Below are 15,718 nucleotides of genomic sequence, written 5' to 3'. Positions count from 1 at the left end.
TAAACCTGGAATGCGGATGTGGCGGAACTGGTATACGCGCACGTTTGAGGGGCGTGTGGCTTTGCCATGCGAGTTCGAGTCTCGCCATCCGCACTGGGCCCTCACCCCCAGCCCCTCTCCCAAGGAGGAGAGGGGAAGCGGGCAGTGGTCAACCAGCCGATTGCACTATTCCCGAACGGCGCCCTGAAGGCGTGTGCCCCAGGTGCGGGCAAAGCTCAGGTCAGTCCCGGTCAGATTGGCATCGCGCAGATCGGCCCCCCGCAAGTCGGCGCCGTACAGGGAGGCAGAAGAGAGATCGGCACCCCGCAAATCAGCACCCCGCAAGTCCGCTCCCTCCAGGTAGGCACCGCTGAGATCGGCGCCACGCAACTGGGCGCGCCGCAGATTGGCTCCCACCAAGTAGGACTGGCTGAGATCGGCGCCAGTGAGGATGGTGCGCTCCAGGTTGGCCTCGATCAGGTCGGCACCCTGGAGGTTAGCCTCTGCCAAATCCAGGTTGCTCAGCTCAAGGGATCCCAGCCGGCAATTGGGACAGGTTCTGGAGGCCAGCAGGTAGCGCAGGAAGCAGGCGTTGGGGGTTGTGGCGGCGGCATTGGAAGCGACGGCTGTCGTGGCCAGCAGGGCCAAAATGGCGGAAGCTTTGAGATGAAAGTTCATGGTAACCGAGCCTCACAAAAAGTTGACTGAGACAATCCGGCAGAGCGGGGTTGTTTTGCGTTGGTCACATGATAGTGGCATCTGCCGGCTTCGGCCACTGCACAGATCTGCCTGGTTTTGTGGATCGACAGACGCTCCCAAGGTGTGATGACGTTGTGGCCTTATCGCCCCAGAGCTTGTGGGCTATCGCCGGGCGGGGGAGGATCTTTCAGCAGCGGATCCACCCAATGCCAAGACAGTTGCCCCAGTCCCAGCAAAACCGAAAGTATCGCCGAGGCAGCCAAGACGCAATCCTAGCGGGTTGCCAGCCGAGAAGGATGGCTCGGCTGGCGTTTCCTCCGGCCGGGCCGGGCAACGGGCAAGCTTTCCCAGGGGGGGAGAGGGCGACAACGCAGGAAGCAACCGCAGCGGCGACAGGGACGATCGGAGTCGAGGTTGAGCCAATGGCAAGCTGGACAGCGGAGCATGGGAAAGGCCAGGGATCCCATCCGGGGGCAGCGCGAGCAGTTGCGGCATCCGGCAACCGTATCTGAAGATCTTCCCAATTCCCATGCAGGTGGTCAATTCTGCTCGTCCCCCTCTAGATCAGGGGTCGAGTTCGGGGCAGCCTTGGGAGAGAAGCCTCTGTGGAACTAGCCCTCCAGAATCAGTCAGCATCGAACAGCAACCCTGTGCCGATCCTATGCAGATTCGACTGGAAAACATCTGTAAGCGTTATGGCCGCCGTGAGGTGGTGAGCGACGTCAGCTTGCACATTCAGCAGGGAGAAGTTGTGGGGCTGCTGGGGCCCAATGGGGCGGGGAAAACCACCACCTTCTACATCATGACCGGCCTGATCCAGCCCAACCGAGGCCATGTCTGGCTGGATGACCAGGACATCACCCATCTGCCGATGCATCGCCGGGCCCGCTTGGGGATCGGCTACTTGGCTCAGGAGCCGAGCATCTTTCGTCGCCTCAGCATTCAAGACAACCTGCTGCTGATCATGGAGCAGACGGGGGTGCCTCGCCGCCTCTGGCAGCAGCGGCTCAACCACCTGCTGGAGGAGTTTCGCATTGCCCATGTGGCCCACAGTTTGGGTTTGCAGGTGTCGGGGGGAGAACGGCGCCGCGCCGAGATCGCCCGCGCCCTGGCAGCCGGGATCCACGGGCCAAAATTCCTGCTGCTGGATGAGCCCTTCGCGGGGGTGGATCCCATTGCGGTGGCGGATATTCAAGAGGTGGTGGCCAAGCTCAAGCAGCGGGGCATCGGTGTTTTGATTACCGACCACAACGTGCGGGAGACGCTGGAGATTACCGACCGGGCCTATATTCTCAACGACGGCGCCATCCTGGCCAAGGGCACACCAGCGGAGCTGGCGGCGGATCCCTTGGTGCGCAAGTATTACCTGGGGGAGAAGTTCCGTCTTTGATGCCGCTCCATCTCATCGCCAGGAGTACAAAGCTCGCAGGCGTTGGCTTTTTTTGTGCTGGTGGGCCTGCATGCGGGCCAGCAGCTCGTCCAGCAGGGCAACCGCCTCCAGGAGATAGGGGCCCTTATTGAGCATGACGCACTCGGCGCGGGCAGACAGCACCGCATCGGAAAGCTCAGGCCGGGAGGGCAGGCCCTCCTTGGTGAGCTGATCCAGCACCTGCGTAGCCCAGACCACCGGCACATGGGCGGCCTCACAGATCCACAGCAGCTCCTCCTGGATCTCGCCCAGGCGCAGCCAGCCAATCTCCACGGCCAGATCTCCCCGGGCAATCATCACCCCCAGCGGTCGACAGCCGTCGGCGGCCGCGATCAGAGTGGGCAGGTTTTGCACCGCTCGCTGCGTTTCAATCTTGAGGATCAAGCCCAGATCGGGCCGGGCCTGGCGCCGCTCCAGCTCAGAAAACAGCAACTGCAAATCCGCCGGCTGCTGGACAAAGGAATAGCCCACCAGGTCGGCATGCCGCACCACGAAGTCCAGGTCTTGGCGATCTTTCTCGGTGAGGGGCTGGATCGAGAGCTGGCTGTCGGGAAAGTTGAGGCCTTTTTCCTCCCGCAGCTTCTTGCCCTGCGGGGCGACTTTGTCCACCTCCAGCACCACCCCTGCCGGCTCGATCCCCACTACACGAGCGCCGATTTTGCCGTCGTCGATCCAGACAGTTGCCCCCACCTTGAGGTGGGCCAAGATCTCCGGCAGGGTGCAAGCCACCTGGCAGCAGATGTCAGAGTCGACCGGCGGAATGGCTGCCGTGAGCAGGATGCGATCCCCACCGTACACCTTGGCTTTGCCGGGGGGCATGGCCACCGGGCCCGTGCGGATCTTGGGGCCGGCCAGGTCGAACAAAATCTTGCAGCGCCGTTGAGTCTGGGCTTCGGCCCGGCGCAAGTGGGCCACCATTTTTTCCCACACCAGGGGATCGTCGTGGGCGCAGTTAATGCGGGCCACGTTCATGCCCCGTTGTAACAGTTGCAGCAGCAGCTCGGGCTGCTCGGCGGCTTCGCCGGGCAAGGTCACCATGATGCGGGCACGGCGGTGGGGAGAAGGAGGGCCAAAAAGAGCCTCGGTGTGCTGCTCTAGGGCCATATCCCCGGCGTAAAACGCTTCATAGCTAGGTCCCTTGTGGCTCAGCCCTTGAGCGGCGGCCAAAATGGCGATCACCGCATCCAAGCTTTCCAAAACCCGCGATTCACAGCGTCCCAGCGACGACAGCCCCAGGGCGGCCAATTCTAACTGCAGGTCGCGCAGATCGTGTTGGCGCAGCGCCAAATACCGAGCTAGGTTCTCGAGAGCGGGGGAGGGGTTGCAGGGGCTGCCCCAGGCGGTCAAGTACTTCTGGGATCCCTCCACAACTTGCTGTCGCAGCTCCAGGAGCTGCTCTAGCAAACGCTTAGGCGAAGAGGGGGAAGAGGAAGCCATGCTGAAAGCTATCTCAAGACAAACAAGCCCAACGCCCGGCCCAAGCCCGCCTTGGGTCGATCATAGGCAAGTTAGGGTGAAAAAGGGAGGCGATTAACCTTTTGTTGGCCAGCGTTCCGGTCTAGAGTCGTTAACAGCCTTCGGGTTGTCCTGACTGCTACTTCCCTTGGTTTTGTGAAACTTCATTCTCCCCCTACTCCTCCTTCAATCAAGCAGTCTTGCAACAGGCTCTCCATCGTTTGCGCGGTGGGCCTGATGGATCGCTACATCATCTCCGAGATGCTCCTGCCCTTTTTCTTTGGGGTGGGAGCGTTCACCACCCTGGTGATGGCAGTGGGATCCCTGTTTGAGCTGGTGCGGCTAGTGGTAGAGGCGGGGCTGTCCCTTTCAGCAGCGTTGCAAGTGTTTGTGTTGCGGGCGCCGGGGATCATCGTCCTGACGTTCCCCATGTCGATGTTGCTGGCGACGTTGCTGGCCTATGGGCGCCTGTCTGCTGATAACGAGATCACTGCCCTGCGCGGCTGCGGCGTGAGCCTCTATCGTCTGGTGGTGCCGGCCCTCCTTCTCAGCCTCTTGGTGACGACGTTAACGTTTCTCTTCAACGAGCTGGTGGTGCCGGTGAGCAACCGCCAGGCGGCCCTGACTCTAAACCGCGCTTTGAACCGAACTCCAGAGTTCCGCCGCGAGAACATCCTCTACCAAGAGTTCGGCGAGATCCTCGCGCCCGAGCCAGACGGCACTTTTTCCCGCCGGCAAGGGCTAACCCGTCAGTTCTATGCCCGCAGCTTCGATGGCCAGCAGATGCGCGGCGTGATCGTGCTGGATCTTTCCAACGAGGCTCTCAGCCAGATCCTGCTGGCGCAGCAGGGGCGCTGGGATCCCCAGGAGAACCTCTGGGTGTTTGAGGAGGGCACCAACTACATCGTCTCCCCTGATGGCACCTACAGCAACATCGCCACCTTTGCCCGCCAGGAGTTGCGCCTGCCGCGCGCGCCGCTGGATTTGGCCCAGGAGGTCCGCAGCCCCGAGGAGATGAACATTCAAGAGCTGCGCCGCTACATCGAGGTCATCGCCAGCTCGGGGGATCTGCAGGGGGTACGCCGCCTTCAGGTTAGCCTCAGCCAAAAGTACGCCATCCCCTTTGCCTGTCTGGCCTTCACCTTGATTGGGGCGCCCCTGGCGCTGCGCCCCCAGCGCACCAGTTCTTCTCTGGGCCTGGGCCTCAGCGTGCTGATTATCTTCGCCTACTACGTGCTCCTGTTTGTCAGCCAGGCGCTGGGCCAGATTGGAACCTTGGGGCCGGAGGTGGCGGCCTGGTTGCCCAACTTCATCTGCTCCGCAGTGGGGCTAGGACTACTTTACCGAGCCAATCGCTAGGCAAAGGCCAGCTACCGCAGCGGGATGAACTCGGTGCGGCCAATGATTTGCTGGCCTTGGTCGGAGAGGGCATAGTTGATGAAATCAGCCACCACGGGGCTGGTTTTTTGCGGTACCACCAAAAACACGTTGCGGGCCAGCGGGTAGCGGCCACTTTGGATGGCCTCGCGGGTGGGCATCTGGCCGTCGATGGGCACCATCCTCACCGTTTGCTGGTTTTGCACCTGATCCACGGTGCTGTAGGTGATGCCGTCTTCTCCCAAAGCCCGCAGGAGAGGGGTGGTGGCATCCTGGGTGGCAGTGGTGAAGTAGGGCGGGTTATCGGGGGCAAAGGGCAGCCCCAACAGCACCAGCTCCTGGAAAACGCTGTAGGTGCCGCTCTGAGGGGCGCGGTTGAGAACGCGAATCGGACGATCGGGGCCGCCTACCTGGCTCCAGTTGGTGATCCGGCCCTGGAAGATGTCGGCCAACTGCTGCAGCGTCAGGCCGCCCTTGTAGGGGTTGTTTACCCCCACCGCCACCGCCAGGGCATCTTTGGCCACCGGGATGGCCTGCAAACCCGCCTGGACTTCGCTGGCATTGAGGGGGCGAGAGCTGGCAGCAAGCTGGATGCGACCTTCCATCAGGGCCTTGAGGCCGGCGTTGGATCCATTGGGCTTGCCGTCGGGGATCCCGTAGGTGATGGGGATGGCGGGGTTGCGCTGGCTGTAGCCTGACTTCAAGGCCAAGACAATGCGGATCATGGTGACGCTGCCGTCCATCTGCAGCACCGCCGGGTTGGGCAGGGAAGTATCCAGATTAACCGCGCTGGGTGGCTGGTTGGGGGCCTGGGCTGGAGGAAGATTGGGGGCCGTTGGCGCTTGCGGCTGGGCAGCCGGGATCTGGCCAGGGACAGAAGGCGCGTTCCCTCGCTTCAGGAAAGAGTCAAGCAGGCCGGAACGATAGGCATACCAGCCGCCTCCCCCCAGTATCGCCAGCAAAAGAATGTAGACAATCGGAGGTGGGCCGGAAGGTCGTACGGTCATGGGATCCCCCTCGAGAAATTCGCAGTCCAGACTTTGGCGGACTTTCCCCCTCTGTTGTATCAACTGTTTGCCCGGACTGGGCAAGCCGCAGGTTAAAGGGCATTCTGTCCCACCTCCCGCAGCTCAATGACATCGGCGCGGGGATCTGCCTGCAGAACCTCCAACTCGATCCAGGCCCCCAGCGGCACCTGCCGTTCCAAGCGCACCGGCACGCGAAAGGCAATCTCATCCAGCATGGCCATCACCAGGTTCTCCTGCTCGCGCAGGTAGCCCAAGACCAAGGCCTGCCAAATCTGCCCCGGTCGCTGACGCAGGTACTCGATGCTCCAGTAGCGCTTGGACTTGCGCTCCACCTGGTTGGCCTCGGCGGTGCCTGGCTCGATCCCCAGCAACAATTGCTGCACCTTGGCTTCTGTCAAGGGCAAGGGATCCCCGCGCAAAAAAGCCTTGATCTGGTAGTGGGCCACCAGATCCAGGTAGCGGCGAATGGGAGAGGTCACCTGACAGTAGGCATCGAGCCCTAGCCCCGTATGTCGCCCCGGTTGGGTGGCCACTTCCGCCCGCGAGAGACAGCGCATGATGGCAAACGACCGAACCGGACCCTGGGGGTACAGATCCAAAACCTCCGGCGGGGGCAGCTCAGGAGCCGGCTGCAGGCGATAGGGCACCGGGATCCCGTTTTGGCGGGCAAAGCGAGCGGCTACCTCACCGGCCAGCACCATCATCTCCGCCACCATCTGCCGCGCCGGCGTATCCTCGATCACCCGCAGGTGGGGGATCTCGTCGATGACCTTGATGTCCTGCTCCGGCAGGCCGATGGGGATCGCCCCTTGCGCCAGTCGCCAGGCGTAGCGCCAGCGCGCTGCCCGAGCAATGGCTGTCAATTGGGCCTCCGCCCCCAACTCCAGCATCTCGTCGGCATCGTCGTAGGTGAGGCGGTAGTTGACCCGGATCTGGCTGAGGCAAATTTCGTAGTCGCGCACGGCCCCGTCGGATCCCAGCCGGATGCCGAAGCTAAGGGCAGGCCGCACCTCCCCCTGCACCAAGCTCATCGGGCCGGTGGACAACTCCGATGGAAACATCGGGATCACCCGCTCCGGCAAATAGACGCTGGTGCCCCGCTTGCGGGCTTCTAAGTCGAGGGGATCCCCCCACTGCACCCAACAACTGGGATCGGCGATGTGGATCCAGAGCTTCACCTCGTCATCCGACTCAAACTCGACGCTGAGAGCATCGTCGATGTCGCGGGTGCTGGCATCGTCGATGGTGTAGGTGTGAAGATGGGTGAGATCCCGGCGCAGAGGCAGATCCAAGAAGGGGGGAGGCCCGCCAAGCAAAGTTTGGGCGTAGCGCTCCACCTCCTTGGGAAATTGGGTGGGGATCCCCGTAAGGCGCAGGGCCAGGTTCTCGTGGCGGCTCCACAGGCCCAGGGCTACCAGGGCCTCAAAAGCTCCCTGGGGCGTGTCGGGGAATCCCAGGAGCCGCAGCAGGTGGGAAGCCCGCTCGCGATCCGAGGGGGTGAGGTTGTGGGAAAGATCCTCGTAGTTGCGAAGGCTATCGGGTGCTCCCTGCAAAGCTAAGCGCTCCAACAGCTCCAGACGAGCCCGTTCCGCCGGGGTCCAAGTGTACTTTTGCCCAGGCTGGGCCACCGCTGCCTTTAGGCGGGCCTCAAACTCGGCCTGCTCCTGCTGCCGCTGCTGGGTAACGGCAATTTGATGGAGAATTTCCTTTACCTGAGCCGGAGTACGCGGCTCGTAGCCTTCCCCCTTTGCCTTAAAGTAGACGTAATCCTCGCTCAAAAGACGGTAGGCAGCATAGGTGGAGACCGGGGAATCGTCGGAAAACAACAACTGGGCCATCTCCGACAGGCTCAGGGGCCGACGCTCCTCCTGAACCAATTCCCAGGCCAAAGCCAAACTTTCGGGATCCAACTTTGCCTGCACCGCCTGCCAAAAGCCCGGGATATCGGACACCGTAAAGCTGGAATTGCCGTTCAAGGCAAACGTAATTTGGCGAGGGTGAACGCTGTGCACCTGCCCCGAAGCCACGCCCAGCAGCAGGTTCTTTTTGCCCTCGGTGCCCTCAACTACTGCCAGTACCCGCTCGTTGTTGTGGCGAAACTCGACCAGCGTGCCCTTTTCCACCCTCTTTCCCCATGTAGGTTGCCGCCAGAATTGTATTTTCTCCTGGCTCTACTTCTCCTGCCCATGGGGAAAACCCGACAAGCCAAACCAGCCCCAGAGGGCGAGCGCTTGCCAGCGGGAGGATCCCAAGGCAGGGCGGAGGCAGTTGCCGAGCCGGCCAGAGGAGGTACCCGGCCTCTTCGTGTTTCTTTGGATATGCCGCCACCTCCGTCTGTATGTGATACCTTATTATCCAGGTTTAGGGGAAACTGACGAACCGGCTAGAGGTTGGCAGGTTTTTTCTTGGCGCCACCTCGGCTGTAGATTTGCCGATTTGTCCAGAGGTTCGCTAAGCGGGCTATCCTTTTTCCTTGGGCTTTCTTGCAGCAAAGGGATGAGCAGTGGACAACCCAAAGCGATTGTTGCTGATTGACGACGATCCAAACCTGATCCTTCTGGTGAAGGATTACCTGGAGTTTCGCGGCTACGAGGTGGTTGCGGCGAGCAATGGCCTGGAAGGGTTAGAGGCGATGCGCCACTTTACTCCGGATTTGATCATCTGCGATGTGATGATGCCGGAGATGGATGGCTACACGTTTGTCCAGACCATTCGCTCCAACAGCGCGACGGACTGGATTCCGGTGATCTTTTTGTCAGCCCGCGGGCAAACGGCAGATCGGGTGCGCGGCCTCAACACGGGGGCAGATGTTTACCTGGTCAAGCCCTTTGAGCCGGAAGAGCTGGTGGCTCAGGTGGAGTCCGTCCTCAAGCACACCGAGCGCCTGTTGCAAATGCAGAATGCGGGCATTCAGCCGGTCATCAAGTTAGATCGGGAAATCGAGCTCACCCCTACGGAAGCCAAGGTGATCCAGTATGTGGCCAGGGGCATGTCCAACCGCGAGATTGCCGAGGTGATGGGAGTGAGCCAGCGCACCGTCGAAAGCCATGTCAGCAACATGCTGAGCAAAACCGGCCTGCACAACCGCACCGAACTGGCCCGCTGGGCCCTCGAAAGTGGTTTGGGCAGAGGCTGAGGGGGCCTTTGTTGCATCGCCGCTTGCCGACAAAAGGGCAACTCAGGGGATCTGGCTTTTCCTCTCTGTCTGGGGGCAACTCTGGAGGGGCGGGCGAGCGTTGGGCAGGATCGGGGATCTTTCAACTCCTCTGCCCGCCGTCTGCGGTTTTGGCGGCAAACTGAAGAAGGTACCCCGCCACGGCTACGGTTTAGACCTTATGGGATCCCGTTTACCGCGTCCGGCCCGGCCCATCCGCTCCGGCCACTACCCGGCCAAGGAGCTGTGCAGCCAGTGCGGCCTCTGCGATACCCGCTACGTCGCCCACGTCAAGGAAGCCTGTGCCTTTTTGAACCAGCAGTTCACCCGCCTAGAAGAGCAAACCCACGGGCGATCGCGGGAATCGCTGCGCTCCAAATCGGATGCCGTCAGCGACAGCGACTACTTCGGCGTCTACGAGGCAATGTACACGGCCCGCCGGCGGGATCCGATCCCGGGTGCCCAGTGGACGGGCATCGTCAGCAGCATCGGCATGAAGGCCCTCAGCAGCGGCCTAGTAGAAGGGGTGGTGTGCGTGCAGGCGGATCCCCGGGATCGCTTTCAGCCACGGCCTGTCTTGGCGCGTACCCCAGAAGCGGTCTTGGCGGCGCGGGTCAACAAGCCAACGCTATCGCCCAATCTCTCCGTGCTGGAGCAGGTGGAGCAAAGCGGCCTCAAGCGCTTGCTGGTGATCGGGGTGGGCTGCCAGATCCAGGCTTTGCGGGCGGTGGAGAAAAACTTGGGCCTGGAGAAGCTCTATGTGTTGGGCACGCCCTGCGTAGACAACGTCAGCCGCGCCGGGCTGCAAAAGTTTCTTGAAACCACCAGCCGCTCCCCGCAAACGGTGGTGCACTACGAGTTCATGCAGGACTTCCACGTCCACTTCAAGCACGAAGACGGCTCGGTGGAAAAGGTGCCTTTTTTTGGCCTCAAAACCAAAGAACTAAAAGACGTGTTTGCCCCCTCTTGCCTTACCTGTTTTGACTACGTCAACAGCCTGGCCGATCTGGTGGTGGGCTATATGGGATCCCCCTTTGGCTGGCAATGGCTGCTGGTGCGCAATGCGCGCGGGCGGGAGCTCTTGGATCTGGTTTGGGAAGAGCTGGAAACCCAGCCGGTGATCTCGCGGGGCTCGCGGCGGGCGGCGGTGCAACAGGGGATCCAAGCCTACGAGCAGGCCCTGAGCTTGCCCATGTGGCTGGCCCAGCTCCTGGCGGTGGCCATCCAGCGCTTTGGGCCGCGCGGACTAGAATATGCCCGCTTTTCCATCGACTCCCACTTTGTCCGCAACTATCTCTACGTCCGCCGCCACTATCCCCACAAGTTGGAGCAGCATGTGCCTCCTTTTGCCCGGCGCATCGTGGAGCAATACCAACTCCCCTCTCCCTAGGGGAGAGGGCCAACCCTAGAGCTCAGCAATAGCGGATCCCAGCTTCTGCCCAGCGGTCGATGGCCTGGCCCAGGCGTTCGCAATCGGCAATCAGGCTGATCCGCACGTAGCCTTCTCCCCCTTCCCCAAAGGCGTTGCCGGGAGTCACCACCACCCCGGTGGACTCCAAAACCCGCAGGGCAAACTCCGTCGATCCCTCGGGCGTGCCGTCGGCGGTGCGGGGGGTCGGGATCCAGAGGTACATCGTCGCCCGCGGCGGCTCGATCTGCCAGCCCAACTCGGCCAGGCGGGCAATGAGGTAGTCGCGTCGGCGGCGGTAGCGCTCCTGCACCTGCTGTAGGTAGCTATCTGGCAAGGCCAAAGCGGTCTCGGCCGCCTTTTGCAGGGCGCCAAAAATGCCGTAGTCGAGGTTGGTTTTCAGGGTGCGCAGGCTCTGGATAATCTGGCGGTTGCCCACCACAAAGCCTACCCGCCAACCGGCCATGTTGTAGGTTTTGGAGAGGGTGTGGAACTCCACGGCCAAGTCCTTGGCGCCAGGGATCTGCAGCAGGCTGGTGGGCCGGTAGCCGTCAAAGGCCAGCTCGGCATAGCACAGGTCGTGCACCAGGAGGAGGTCGTAGCGGCAAGCAAACGCCACCACTGCTTCAAAAAAGGAGCGGGTCGCCACCGCTGTTGTCGGGTTGTTGGGGTAGTTGAAGTAGAGCAGCCGCGCCTGCTTGGCCACCTCCGGCGGGATCTCTTGCAGGTCGATGAGCCATCCTTTCTCCGGGCGCAGCAGCAGTGGGTAGATCTGCCCGCCGGCAATCAGGGGACCGCGAAAATGGGGCGGGTAGGCAGGGCTAGGCACCAGCACCAGATCCCCTGGATCCACGTAGGCCAGGGCCAGGTGGGTCAGGCCCTCTTTGGATCCCAATAGAGGCAGCACCTCGCCATTGGGATCCAGCTCCACCCCGTAGCGGCGCCAATACCACTCGGCAATTGCCTGGCGAAAGCTAGCCGTGCCCTCGAAGGGTGGGTAGCCGTGGTGAGCGGGATCGGCAATGGCGGCCTGGGCCGCCTCCACCACCGGCTGGGGGGTGGGGCCATCGGGGTTGCCCATGCCCAGATCGATCAAATCCAACCCCTGCTGGCGGGCGCGGGCCTTCAGCTCATCCAAGCGGGCAAAGACATAGGCAGGCAGTTTGTTCAGCCGCTGGGCAGGGGCGAGGGCACGGTTCATAGCAAGGAGGGGAAACAAGTGCAGCCGGTGTCTGATGGGAGGTTAGCTACCTAACTTACCGCCAGAGCTGCCTTCAGGGCAATGATTGAGATCAGCGGGTTTGGGCATCTGGGATCCCAAAGGCTAGGATAGAAGTCTGGGTTCGGCTTTTTGGCAAGCGGAGCAGTGGCTTTACCCCTTGTAGCCGTTGTGGGTCGCCCCAACGTGGGCAAATCCAGCCTCGTCAACCGCCTGGCGGGGGTGCGCTCGGCCATTGTCCACGACGAGCCGGGCATCACGCGGGATCGCCTCTACCAAGAGGTGGAGTGGAACGGGCGCCGCCTGCGGGTGGTGGATACCGGCGGCCTGGTCTTCGGCGACGACAGCGAGTTTTTGCCCCACATCCGTCAGCAGGCCATGGCGGCGATGGCCGAGGCCCACGCTGTAATCTTTGTGGTGGATGGCCGCGAGGGGCTGACCCCTGCTGACAAAGAATTGGCCGATTGGCTGCGCAGACAACCCCTGCCGGTGGTGGTGGCCGTCAACAAGTGCGAGTCGGGGCAACTGGGCCTGGCGCAGGCGGCGGCTTTTTGGGAGTTGGGGCTGGGGGAGCCGATCCCTTGTTCTGCCGTCCACGGCAATGGGGTAGCCGAGCTGTTGGAGGCGGTGCTGCCTCACTTGCCCGAAGTGGCCCAAGAAGCCGCAGATGAGCCGGATCCCATCGCCGTGGCCATTGTAGGGCGGCCCAACGTAGGCAAGTCCAGCCTGCTCAACCGCCTGGTGGGATCCGAGCGGGCCATTGTCAGCCCCATTGCTGGCACCACCCGCGATGCCGTTGACACCCTGGTGGAGTGGGAGGGGCAGAGCTATCGTCTCATCGACACGGCTGGGATCCGCAGAAAAAGCCGGGTGGAATATGGGGTGGAGTTTTTCAGCATTAACCGCGCCTTCAAAGCCATCCAGCGCTCGGACGTGGTGCTGCTGGTCATTGACGCCCTGGAGAGGGTAACCGAGCAGGATCAGCGGTTGGCTGGCCGCATCGAAGAAGAAGGCCGCGCCTGCATCATCGTTGTCAACAAGTGGGACGCGGTGGAAAACAAAGATACTCACACCATTAACGAGTACACCCGCGAGATCCGCGAGCGGCTTTATTTCATTGACTGGGCACCCCTGTTGTTTGTCAGCGCCCTCACGGGGCAGCGCACCCACAAGATCTTTGCCGAGGTCAACACAGCGGTAGCCGCCCATCGCAAGCGCATCGCCACCTCCGTGGTCAATGAAGTTCTCCAGGATGCCCTCGCCTGGCAGTCACCCCCCGCCAACCGCCAGGGCAAGCAGGGCAAAATCTACTACGGCACCCAGGTGGCGGAGCGGCCTCCCACCTTTCTCCTGTTTGTCAACGATCCCGATCTGTTCAAAGAGAACTACCGCCGCTACCTGGAAAAGCACTTCCGGCAAAACCTCGACTTCACCGGTACCCCCATTCGCTTTCGCTGGCGCAGCAAATCCGAGCGCCTGGTGGGACGGGCAGTGCAAAAATTGGAGGGTTCCCTGGCCTCTCGTTAGGCCCTCTGGTGGACGAAGCTCTCTTCTGAAAGCGTATGGCTGTGGATCCCAACGTCAAAACCCTGGTGGAGAATCGCCGCGCCCGCTTCGAGTACGAGATCTTGGAGACCTACGAAGCCGGGATCCAACTGACCGGCACAGAGGTAAAGTCCATCCGAGCGGGCAAAGCCAACTTGCAAGACGCTTTTGCCCTCTTTCGCGATGGCGAGGCCTGGCTGCACAACTTGCATGTTGCCCCCCACGGAACTGCCAGCAAGGTGTTTAACCACGACCCGACCCGCCGCCGCAAGCTGTTGTTGCACCGCCGCGAGATCGACCGGCTGCGGGGCCTGGTGGAGCAAAAAGGCCTGACTGTGGTTCCCCTGCGGCTGGTGCTCAACCGCGGCTGGATCAAGGCTCACCTGGGCGTGGCCCGCGGCAAAAAGCTCCACGACAAGCGACAAGCAATTAAGGAACGGGAGACGCGGCGGGAGATCCAGCGGGAGCTCAAGGGGCGCTAGGGCCCGACAAGCTCCTGGCAGCTCCTATTTTCCGAGGGGGGTGGCCCAAAGCCGCTGGAGCCCTTCGTGGCAACAATTTCCAGTTTTCCTCTCCCTCAGGGAGAGGGGCTGGGAGTGAGAAATCCTCCGCTAGGATTGGAAGCGAGATCCGACTCGGTCGGCTGCAAAGGCACCACTGGGAAATTCTAGGCGCCGGGGAGAGGAAAGAAGCGGTCGGTGGCCTTGACCCGCTCACACCAGGCGCGGATGTTGGGGAAGGGCTTGAGGTCAAACCCGCCCTGCTCGGCCACATGGGTATAGGTAAACAGGGCCAGATCGGCGATGGTGTAGCGGTTGCCCACGAAGAACTCCTTCTCCCGTAGGTGGCTTTCCATGATCTCCAGAGCCTCGGTACCGAGTTTCAGGTTCTGGGCAATTAGCTCGGCATTGGCCTCGGCCTGGCCGGCTCGCACCCAAAAGCGGGTGGTGGCAATGTAGCGGGCAATGCGGGTTTGTTCAAAAAGGAGCCATTTCAAGATCTCGGCTCGCTCCAGCCGCGTCTGGCCATAGAGGGGAGTGTCCTCTGCTAGGTAAACCAAGATTGCGGCTGACTCGGCCAAGACGGTGCCGTCTTCCAGCTCCAAAGCCGGGATCTGCCCCAGGGGGTTCTTGGCCAGGTACTCGGGGCGGCGATTTTCTCCGACCCTGGAGTTGACCTCAACCGTCTCGTAAGGGATCCCCAACTGTTTGAGAAGCAGCTCTACTTTGTAGCAATTCCCGGAGGTCGGGATCCCATACAGTCGCAGCATTGCCGTTAACCTCAACGTGCAGCATCCCCATCAATACCACCAGATAGCTCAACCTCAGCCACAAAACCCCTTCACGTTTCAACGCGGTAGCCGAAGTCGCGCAGCAGGTGCTCGGAGCGCCGCCAGTGGGGCCGCACCTTGACGAACAGCTCCAGGTACACCTTGCCGGCAATGAGCTTTTGAATCTGGAGGCGGGCGGCCTGGCCAATTTGCTTGAGCCTTTCCCCCCCTTTGCCGATGAGGATCCCTTTTTGCGAGTCCCGCTCCACGTAGAGGGTGGCCAGGACGCGGGTGACGGTGGGGGTTTCTTCCACCTGGTCGATGGTGACGGCCACCGAGTGGGGCACCTCCTCGCGGGTGTGCAAGAGAACTTGCTCGCGGATCAACTCCGCCATGATAAACCGCTCCGGCTGATCCGTCACCAGATCCGGGGGATAGTAGTAGGGCCCAGGGGGCAGCAGGTCGACGGTGGCCTGGATGAGGGGCGCCAAGCTGCCGGGATCCAACGCCGACACCCAGACGACGGGGGCACCGGGGCGCAGGGCTTGGTAGCTCTCTTGGTGGGCCTGGCGCGCGGCAGACTCTTTGGGCAGCAGATCGGCTTTGTTGCAGACGAGGATGCAGGGGGTCGCGCTGGGGATCCGCTCGGCGATAAAAGCATCCCCCCGCCCTGCCGGCACCGAGCCATCCACCACGAAGAGGACGACATCCACGCTCCCAATGGCAGCCTGGGCGTTGTGTACCAAGATCTCCCCCAGGCGGTGGTGGGGCTTGTGGATGCCAGGGGTGTCCACCCAGATGATCTGGGCTTGCGGCAAAGAGAGGATCCCCCGCAGGCGGTTGCGGGTGGTCTGGGCCACGGGAGAAGTGATGGCGATCTTCTGGCCCACCAGAGCGTTCATCAAGGTGGACTTGCCCACATTGGGCCGCCCGATGAGCGCCGCAAATCCCGACTTAAACCCCGGTGGGGCGACCGGGATCCCCGACAGCCCCGCCTCCCCCCGGCCACCCTCTTGTCCCCTCGTGTACGGGGGGATGTAGGGGGGGGCCAGCTCTGGCGGCGCTTGGGCCGCCCCTTCCTGCCACCCTTCCTCTGGAGCGGGATCCCGAAGAGGGGGATGGCCGCGTTCCCGTCGCTCTTCTTCCATCGTGCCC

The 15,718-nt window shown here is 62.1% G+C and carries 13 protein-coding genes and 1 tRNA gene; 7 read left to right on the top strand and 7 right to left on the bottom strand.

The window, feature by feature from the left end; genetic code table 11:
- Positions 1–12 precede the first annotated feature (12 nt).
- Positions 13–93, top strand: a tRNA-Leu gene (locus SYN65AY6A5_RS05510).
- A 72-nt stretch (positions 94–165) separates the two neighbouring features.
- Here the strand turns inward: SYN65AY6A5_RS05510 and SYN65AY6A5_RS05505 are convergent.
- On the bottom strand, positions 166–657 hold the full coding sequence (locus SYN65AY6A5_RS05505; protein ID WP_011430073.1) for a pentapeptide repeat-containing protein: 492 nt from the start codon (positions 655–657) through the stop codon (positions 166–168).
- A 682-nt stretch (positions 658–1,339) separates the two neighbouring features.
- Here SYN65AY6A5_RS05505 and lptB point away from each other — a divergent pair.
- Positions 1,340–2,068: an LPS export ABC transporter ATP-binding protein gene (gene lptB / locus SYN65AY6A5_RS05500; RefSeq protein ID WP_011430074.1), complete on the top strand. Its 729-nt coding sequence runs from the start codon at positions 1,340–1,342 to the stop codon at positions 2,066–2,068.
- A 12-nt stretch (positions 2,069–2,080) separates the two neighbouring features.
- Here lptB and SYN65AY6A5_RS05495 read toward each other — a convergent pair whose 3' ends face one another.
- Positions 2,081–3,544 (bottom strand): pyruvate kinase, encoded by a 1,464-nt coding sequence (locus SYN65AY6A5_RS05495; protein ID WP_099884049.1) that lies wholly within the window; start codon positions 3,542–3,544, stop codon positions 2,081–2,083.
- A 255-nt stretch (positions 3,545–3,799) separates the two neighbouring features.
- Between SYN65AY6A5_RS05495 and SYN65AY6A5_RS05490 the strand changes: the two genes are divergently transcribed.
- On the top strand, positions 3,800–4,921 hold the full coding sequence (locus SYN65AY6A5_RS05490) for an LptF/LptG family permease (RefSeq protein ID WP_228375506.1): 1,122 nt from the start codon (positions 3,800–3,802) through the stop codon (positions 4,919–4,921).
- 11 nt (positions 4,922–4,932) lie between these two features.
- Here SYN65AY6A5_RS05490 and SYN65AY6A5_RS05485 read toward each other — a convergent pair whose 3' ends face one another.
- Positions 4,933–5,946 carry a phosphate ABC transporter substrate-binding protein gene (locus tag SYN65AY6A5_RS05485; RefSeq protein ID WP_011430077.1) on the bottom strand — a complete coding sequence of 338 codons (1,014 nt, stop codon included), beginning with the start codon at positions 5,944–5,946 and terminating at the stop codon, positions 4,933–4,935.
- A 92-nt stretch (positions 5,947–6,038) separates the two neighbouring features.
- Complete coding sequence (locus tag SYN65AY6A5_RS05480) at positions 6,039–8,090, bottom strand: ribonuclease R family protein (RefSeq protein ID WP_099884047.1); 2,052 nt, start codon at positions 8,088–8,090, stop codon at positions 6,039–6,041.
- A 380-nt stretch (positions 8,091–8,470) separates the two neighbouring features.
- On the opposite strand from SYN65AY6A5_RS05480, the gene SYN65AY6A5_RS05475 reads away from it, so the two are divergent.
- Both SYN65AY6A5_RS05475 and SYN65AY6A5_RS05470 read left to right on the top strand, forming a co-directional pair.
- Complete coding sequence (locus SYN65AY6A5_RS05475; RefSeq protein WP_099812190.1) at positions 8,471–9,103, top strand: response regulator transcription factor; 633 nt, start codon at positions 8,471–8,473, stop codon at positions 9,101–9,103.
- Between the two features lie 199 nt (positions 9,104–9,302).
- On the top strand, positions 9,303–10,511 hold the full coding sequence (locus SYN65AY6A5_RS05470) for a Coenzyme F420 hydrogenase/dehydrogenase, beta subunit C-terminal domain (RefSeq protein ID WP_011430080.1): 1,209 nt from the start codon (positions 9,303–9,305) through the stop codon (positions 10,509–10,511).
- A 22-nt stretch (positions 10,512–10,533) separates the two neighbouring features.
- On the opposite strand, the gene SYN65AY6A5_RS05465 is transcribed toward SYN65AY6A5_RS05470, so the two are convergent.
- Positions 10,534–11,730, bottom strand: coding sequence for an aspartate aminotransferase (locus tag SYN65AY6A5_RS05465; RefSeq protein WP_011430081.1), 1,197 nt, complete (start codon positions 11,728–11,730; stop codon positions 10,534–10,536).
- A gap of 165 nt (positions 11,731–11,895) precedes the next feature.
- On the opposite strand from SYN65AY6A5_RS05465, the gene der reads away from it, so the two are divergent.
- Both der and smpB read left to right on the top strand, forming a co-directional pair.
- Positions 11,896–13,275, top strand: a complete 1,380-nt coding sequence (gene der, locus SYN65AY6A5_RS05460) for a ribosome biogenesis GTPase Der (protein ID WP_099884045.1) — start codon at positions 11,896–11,898, stop codon at positions 13,273–13,275.
- Between the two features lie 35 nt (positions 13,276–13,310).
- Entirely contained in the window at positions 13,311–13,775 is a 465-nt protein-coding gene (smpB, locus tag SYN65AY6A5_RS05455) for an SsrA-binding protein SmpB (RefSeq protein WP_011430083.1), read from the top strand.
- A gap of 185 nt (positions 13,776–13,960) precedes the next feature.
- Here the strand turns inward: smpB and SYN65AY6A5_RS05450 are convergent, their stop codons facing one another.
- Both SYN65AY6A5_RS05450 and era read right to left on the bottom strand, forming a co-directional pair.
- A complete protein-coding gene (locus tag SYN65AY6A5_RS05450) occupies positions 13,961–14,563 on the bottom strand; it encodes a glutathione S-transferase family protein (RefSeq protein ID WP_011430084.1) in 603 nt (200 codons plus the stop codon).
- A 71-nt stretch (positions 14,564–14,634) separates the two neighbouring features.
- Complete coding sequence (gene era / locus SYN65AY6A5_RS05445) at positions 14,635–15,711, bottom strand: GTPase Era (RefSeq protein ID WP_011430085.1); 1,077 nt, start codon at positions 15,709–15,711, stop codon at positions 14,635–14,637.
- Positions 15,712–15,718: the final 7 nt, after the last annotated feature.

The sequence above is a fragment of the Synechococcus sp. 65AY6A5 genome (genome assembly GCF_002760415.1).
In the GTDB taxonomy this organism is placed as follows: domain Bacteria; phylum Cyanobacteriota; class Cyanobacteriia; order Thermostichales; family Thermostichaceae; genus Thermostichus.
This window is presented reverse-complemented; position numbering and strand designations above follow the sequence as displayed.

Coding starts and splice junctions, on each gene's coding strand:
- SYN65AY6A5_RS05450 (WP_011430084.1), bottom strand. CDS start 14,563: ATGCTGCGACTGTATGGGATCCCGACCTCCGGGAATTGCTACAAAGTA.
- smpB (WP_011430083.1), top strand. CDS start 13,311: ATGGCTGTGGATCCCAACGTCAAAACCCTGGTGGAGAATCGCCGCGCC.
- SYN65AY6A5_RS05495 (WP_099884049.1), bottom strand. CDS start 3,544: ATGGCTTCCTCTTCCCCCTCTTCGCCTAAGCGTTTGCTAGAGCAGCTC.
- SYN65AY6A5_RS05470 (WP_011430080.1), top strand. CDS start 9,303: ATGGGATCCCGTTTACCGCGTCCGGCCCGGCCCATCCGCTCCGGCCAC.
- era (WP_011430085.1), bottom strand. CDS start 15,711: ATGGAAGAAGAGCGACGGGAACGCGGCCATCCCCCTCTTCGGGATCCC.
- lptB (WP_011430074.1), top strand. CDS start 1,340: ATGCAGATTCGACTGGAAAACATCTGTAAGCGTTATGGCCGCCGTGAG.
- SYN65AY6A5_RS05485 (WP_011430077.1), bottom strand. CDS start 5,946: ATGACCGTACGACCTTCCGGCCCACCTCCGATTGTCTACATTCTTTTG.
- SYN65AY6A5_RS05490 (WP_228375506.1), top strand. CDS start 3,800: ATGGATCGCTACATCATCTCCGAGATGCTCCTGCCCTTTTTCTTTGGG.
- SYN65AY6A5_RS05505 (WP_011430073.1), bottom strand. CDS start 657: ATGAACTTTCATCTCAAAGCTTCCGCCATTTTGGCCCTGCTGGCCACG.
- SYN65AY6A5_RS05465 (WP_011430081.1), bottom strand. CDS start 11,730: ATGAACCGTGCCCTCGCCCCTGCCCAGCGGCTGAACAAACTGCCTGCC.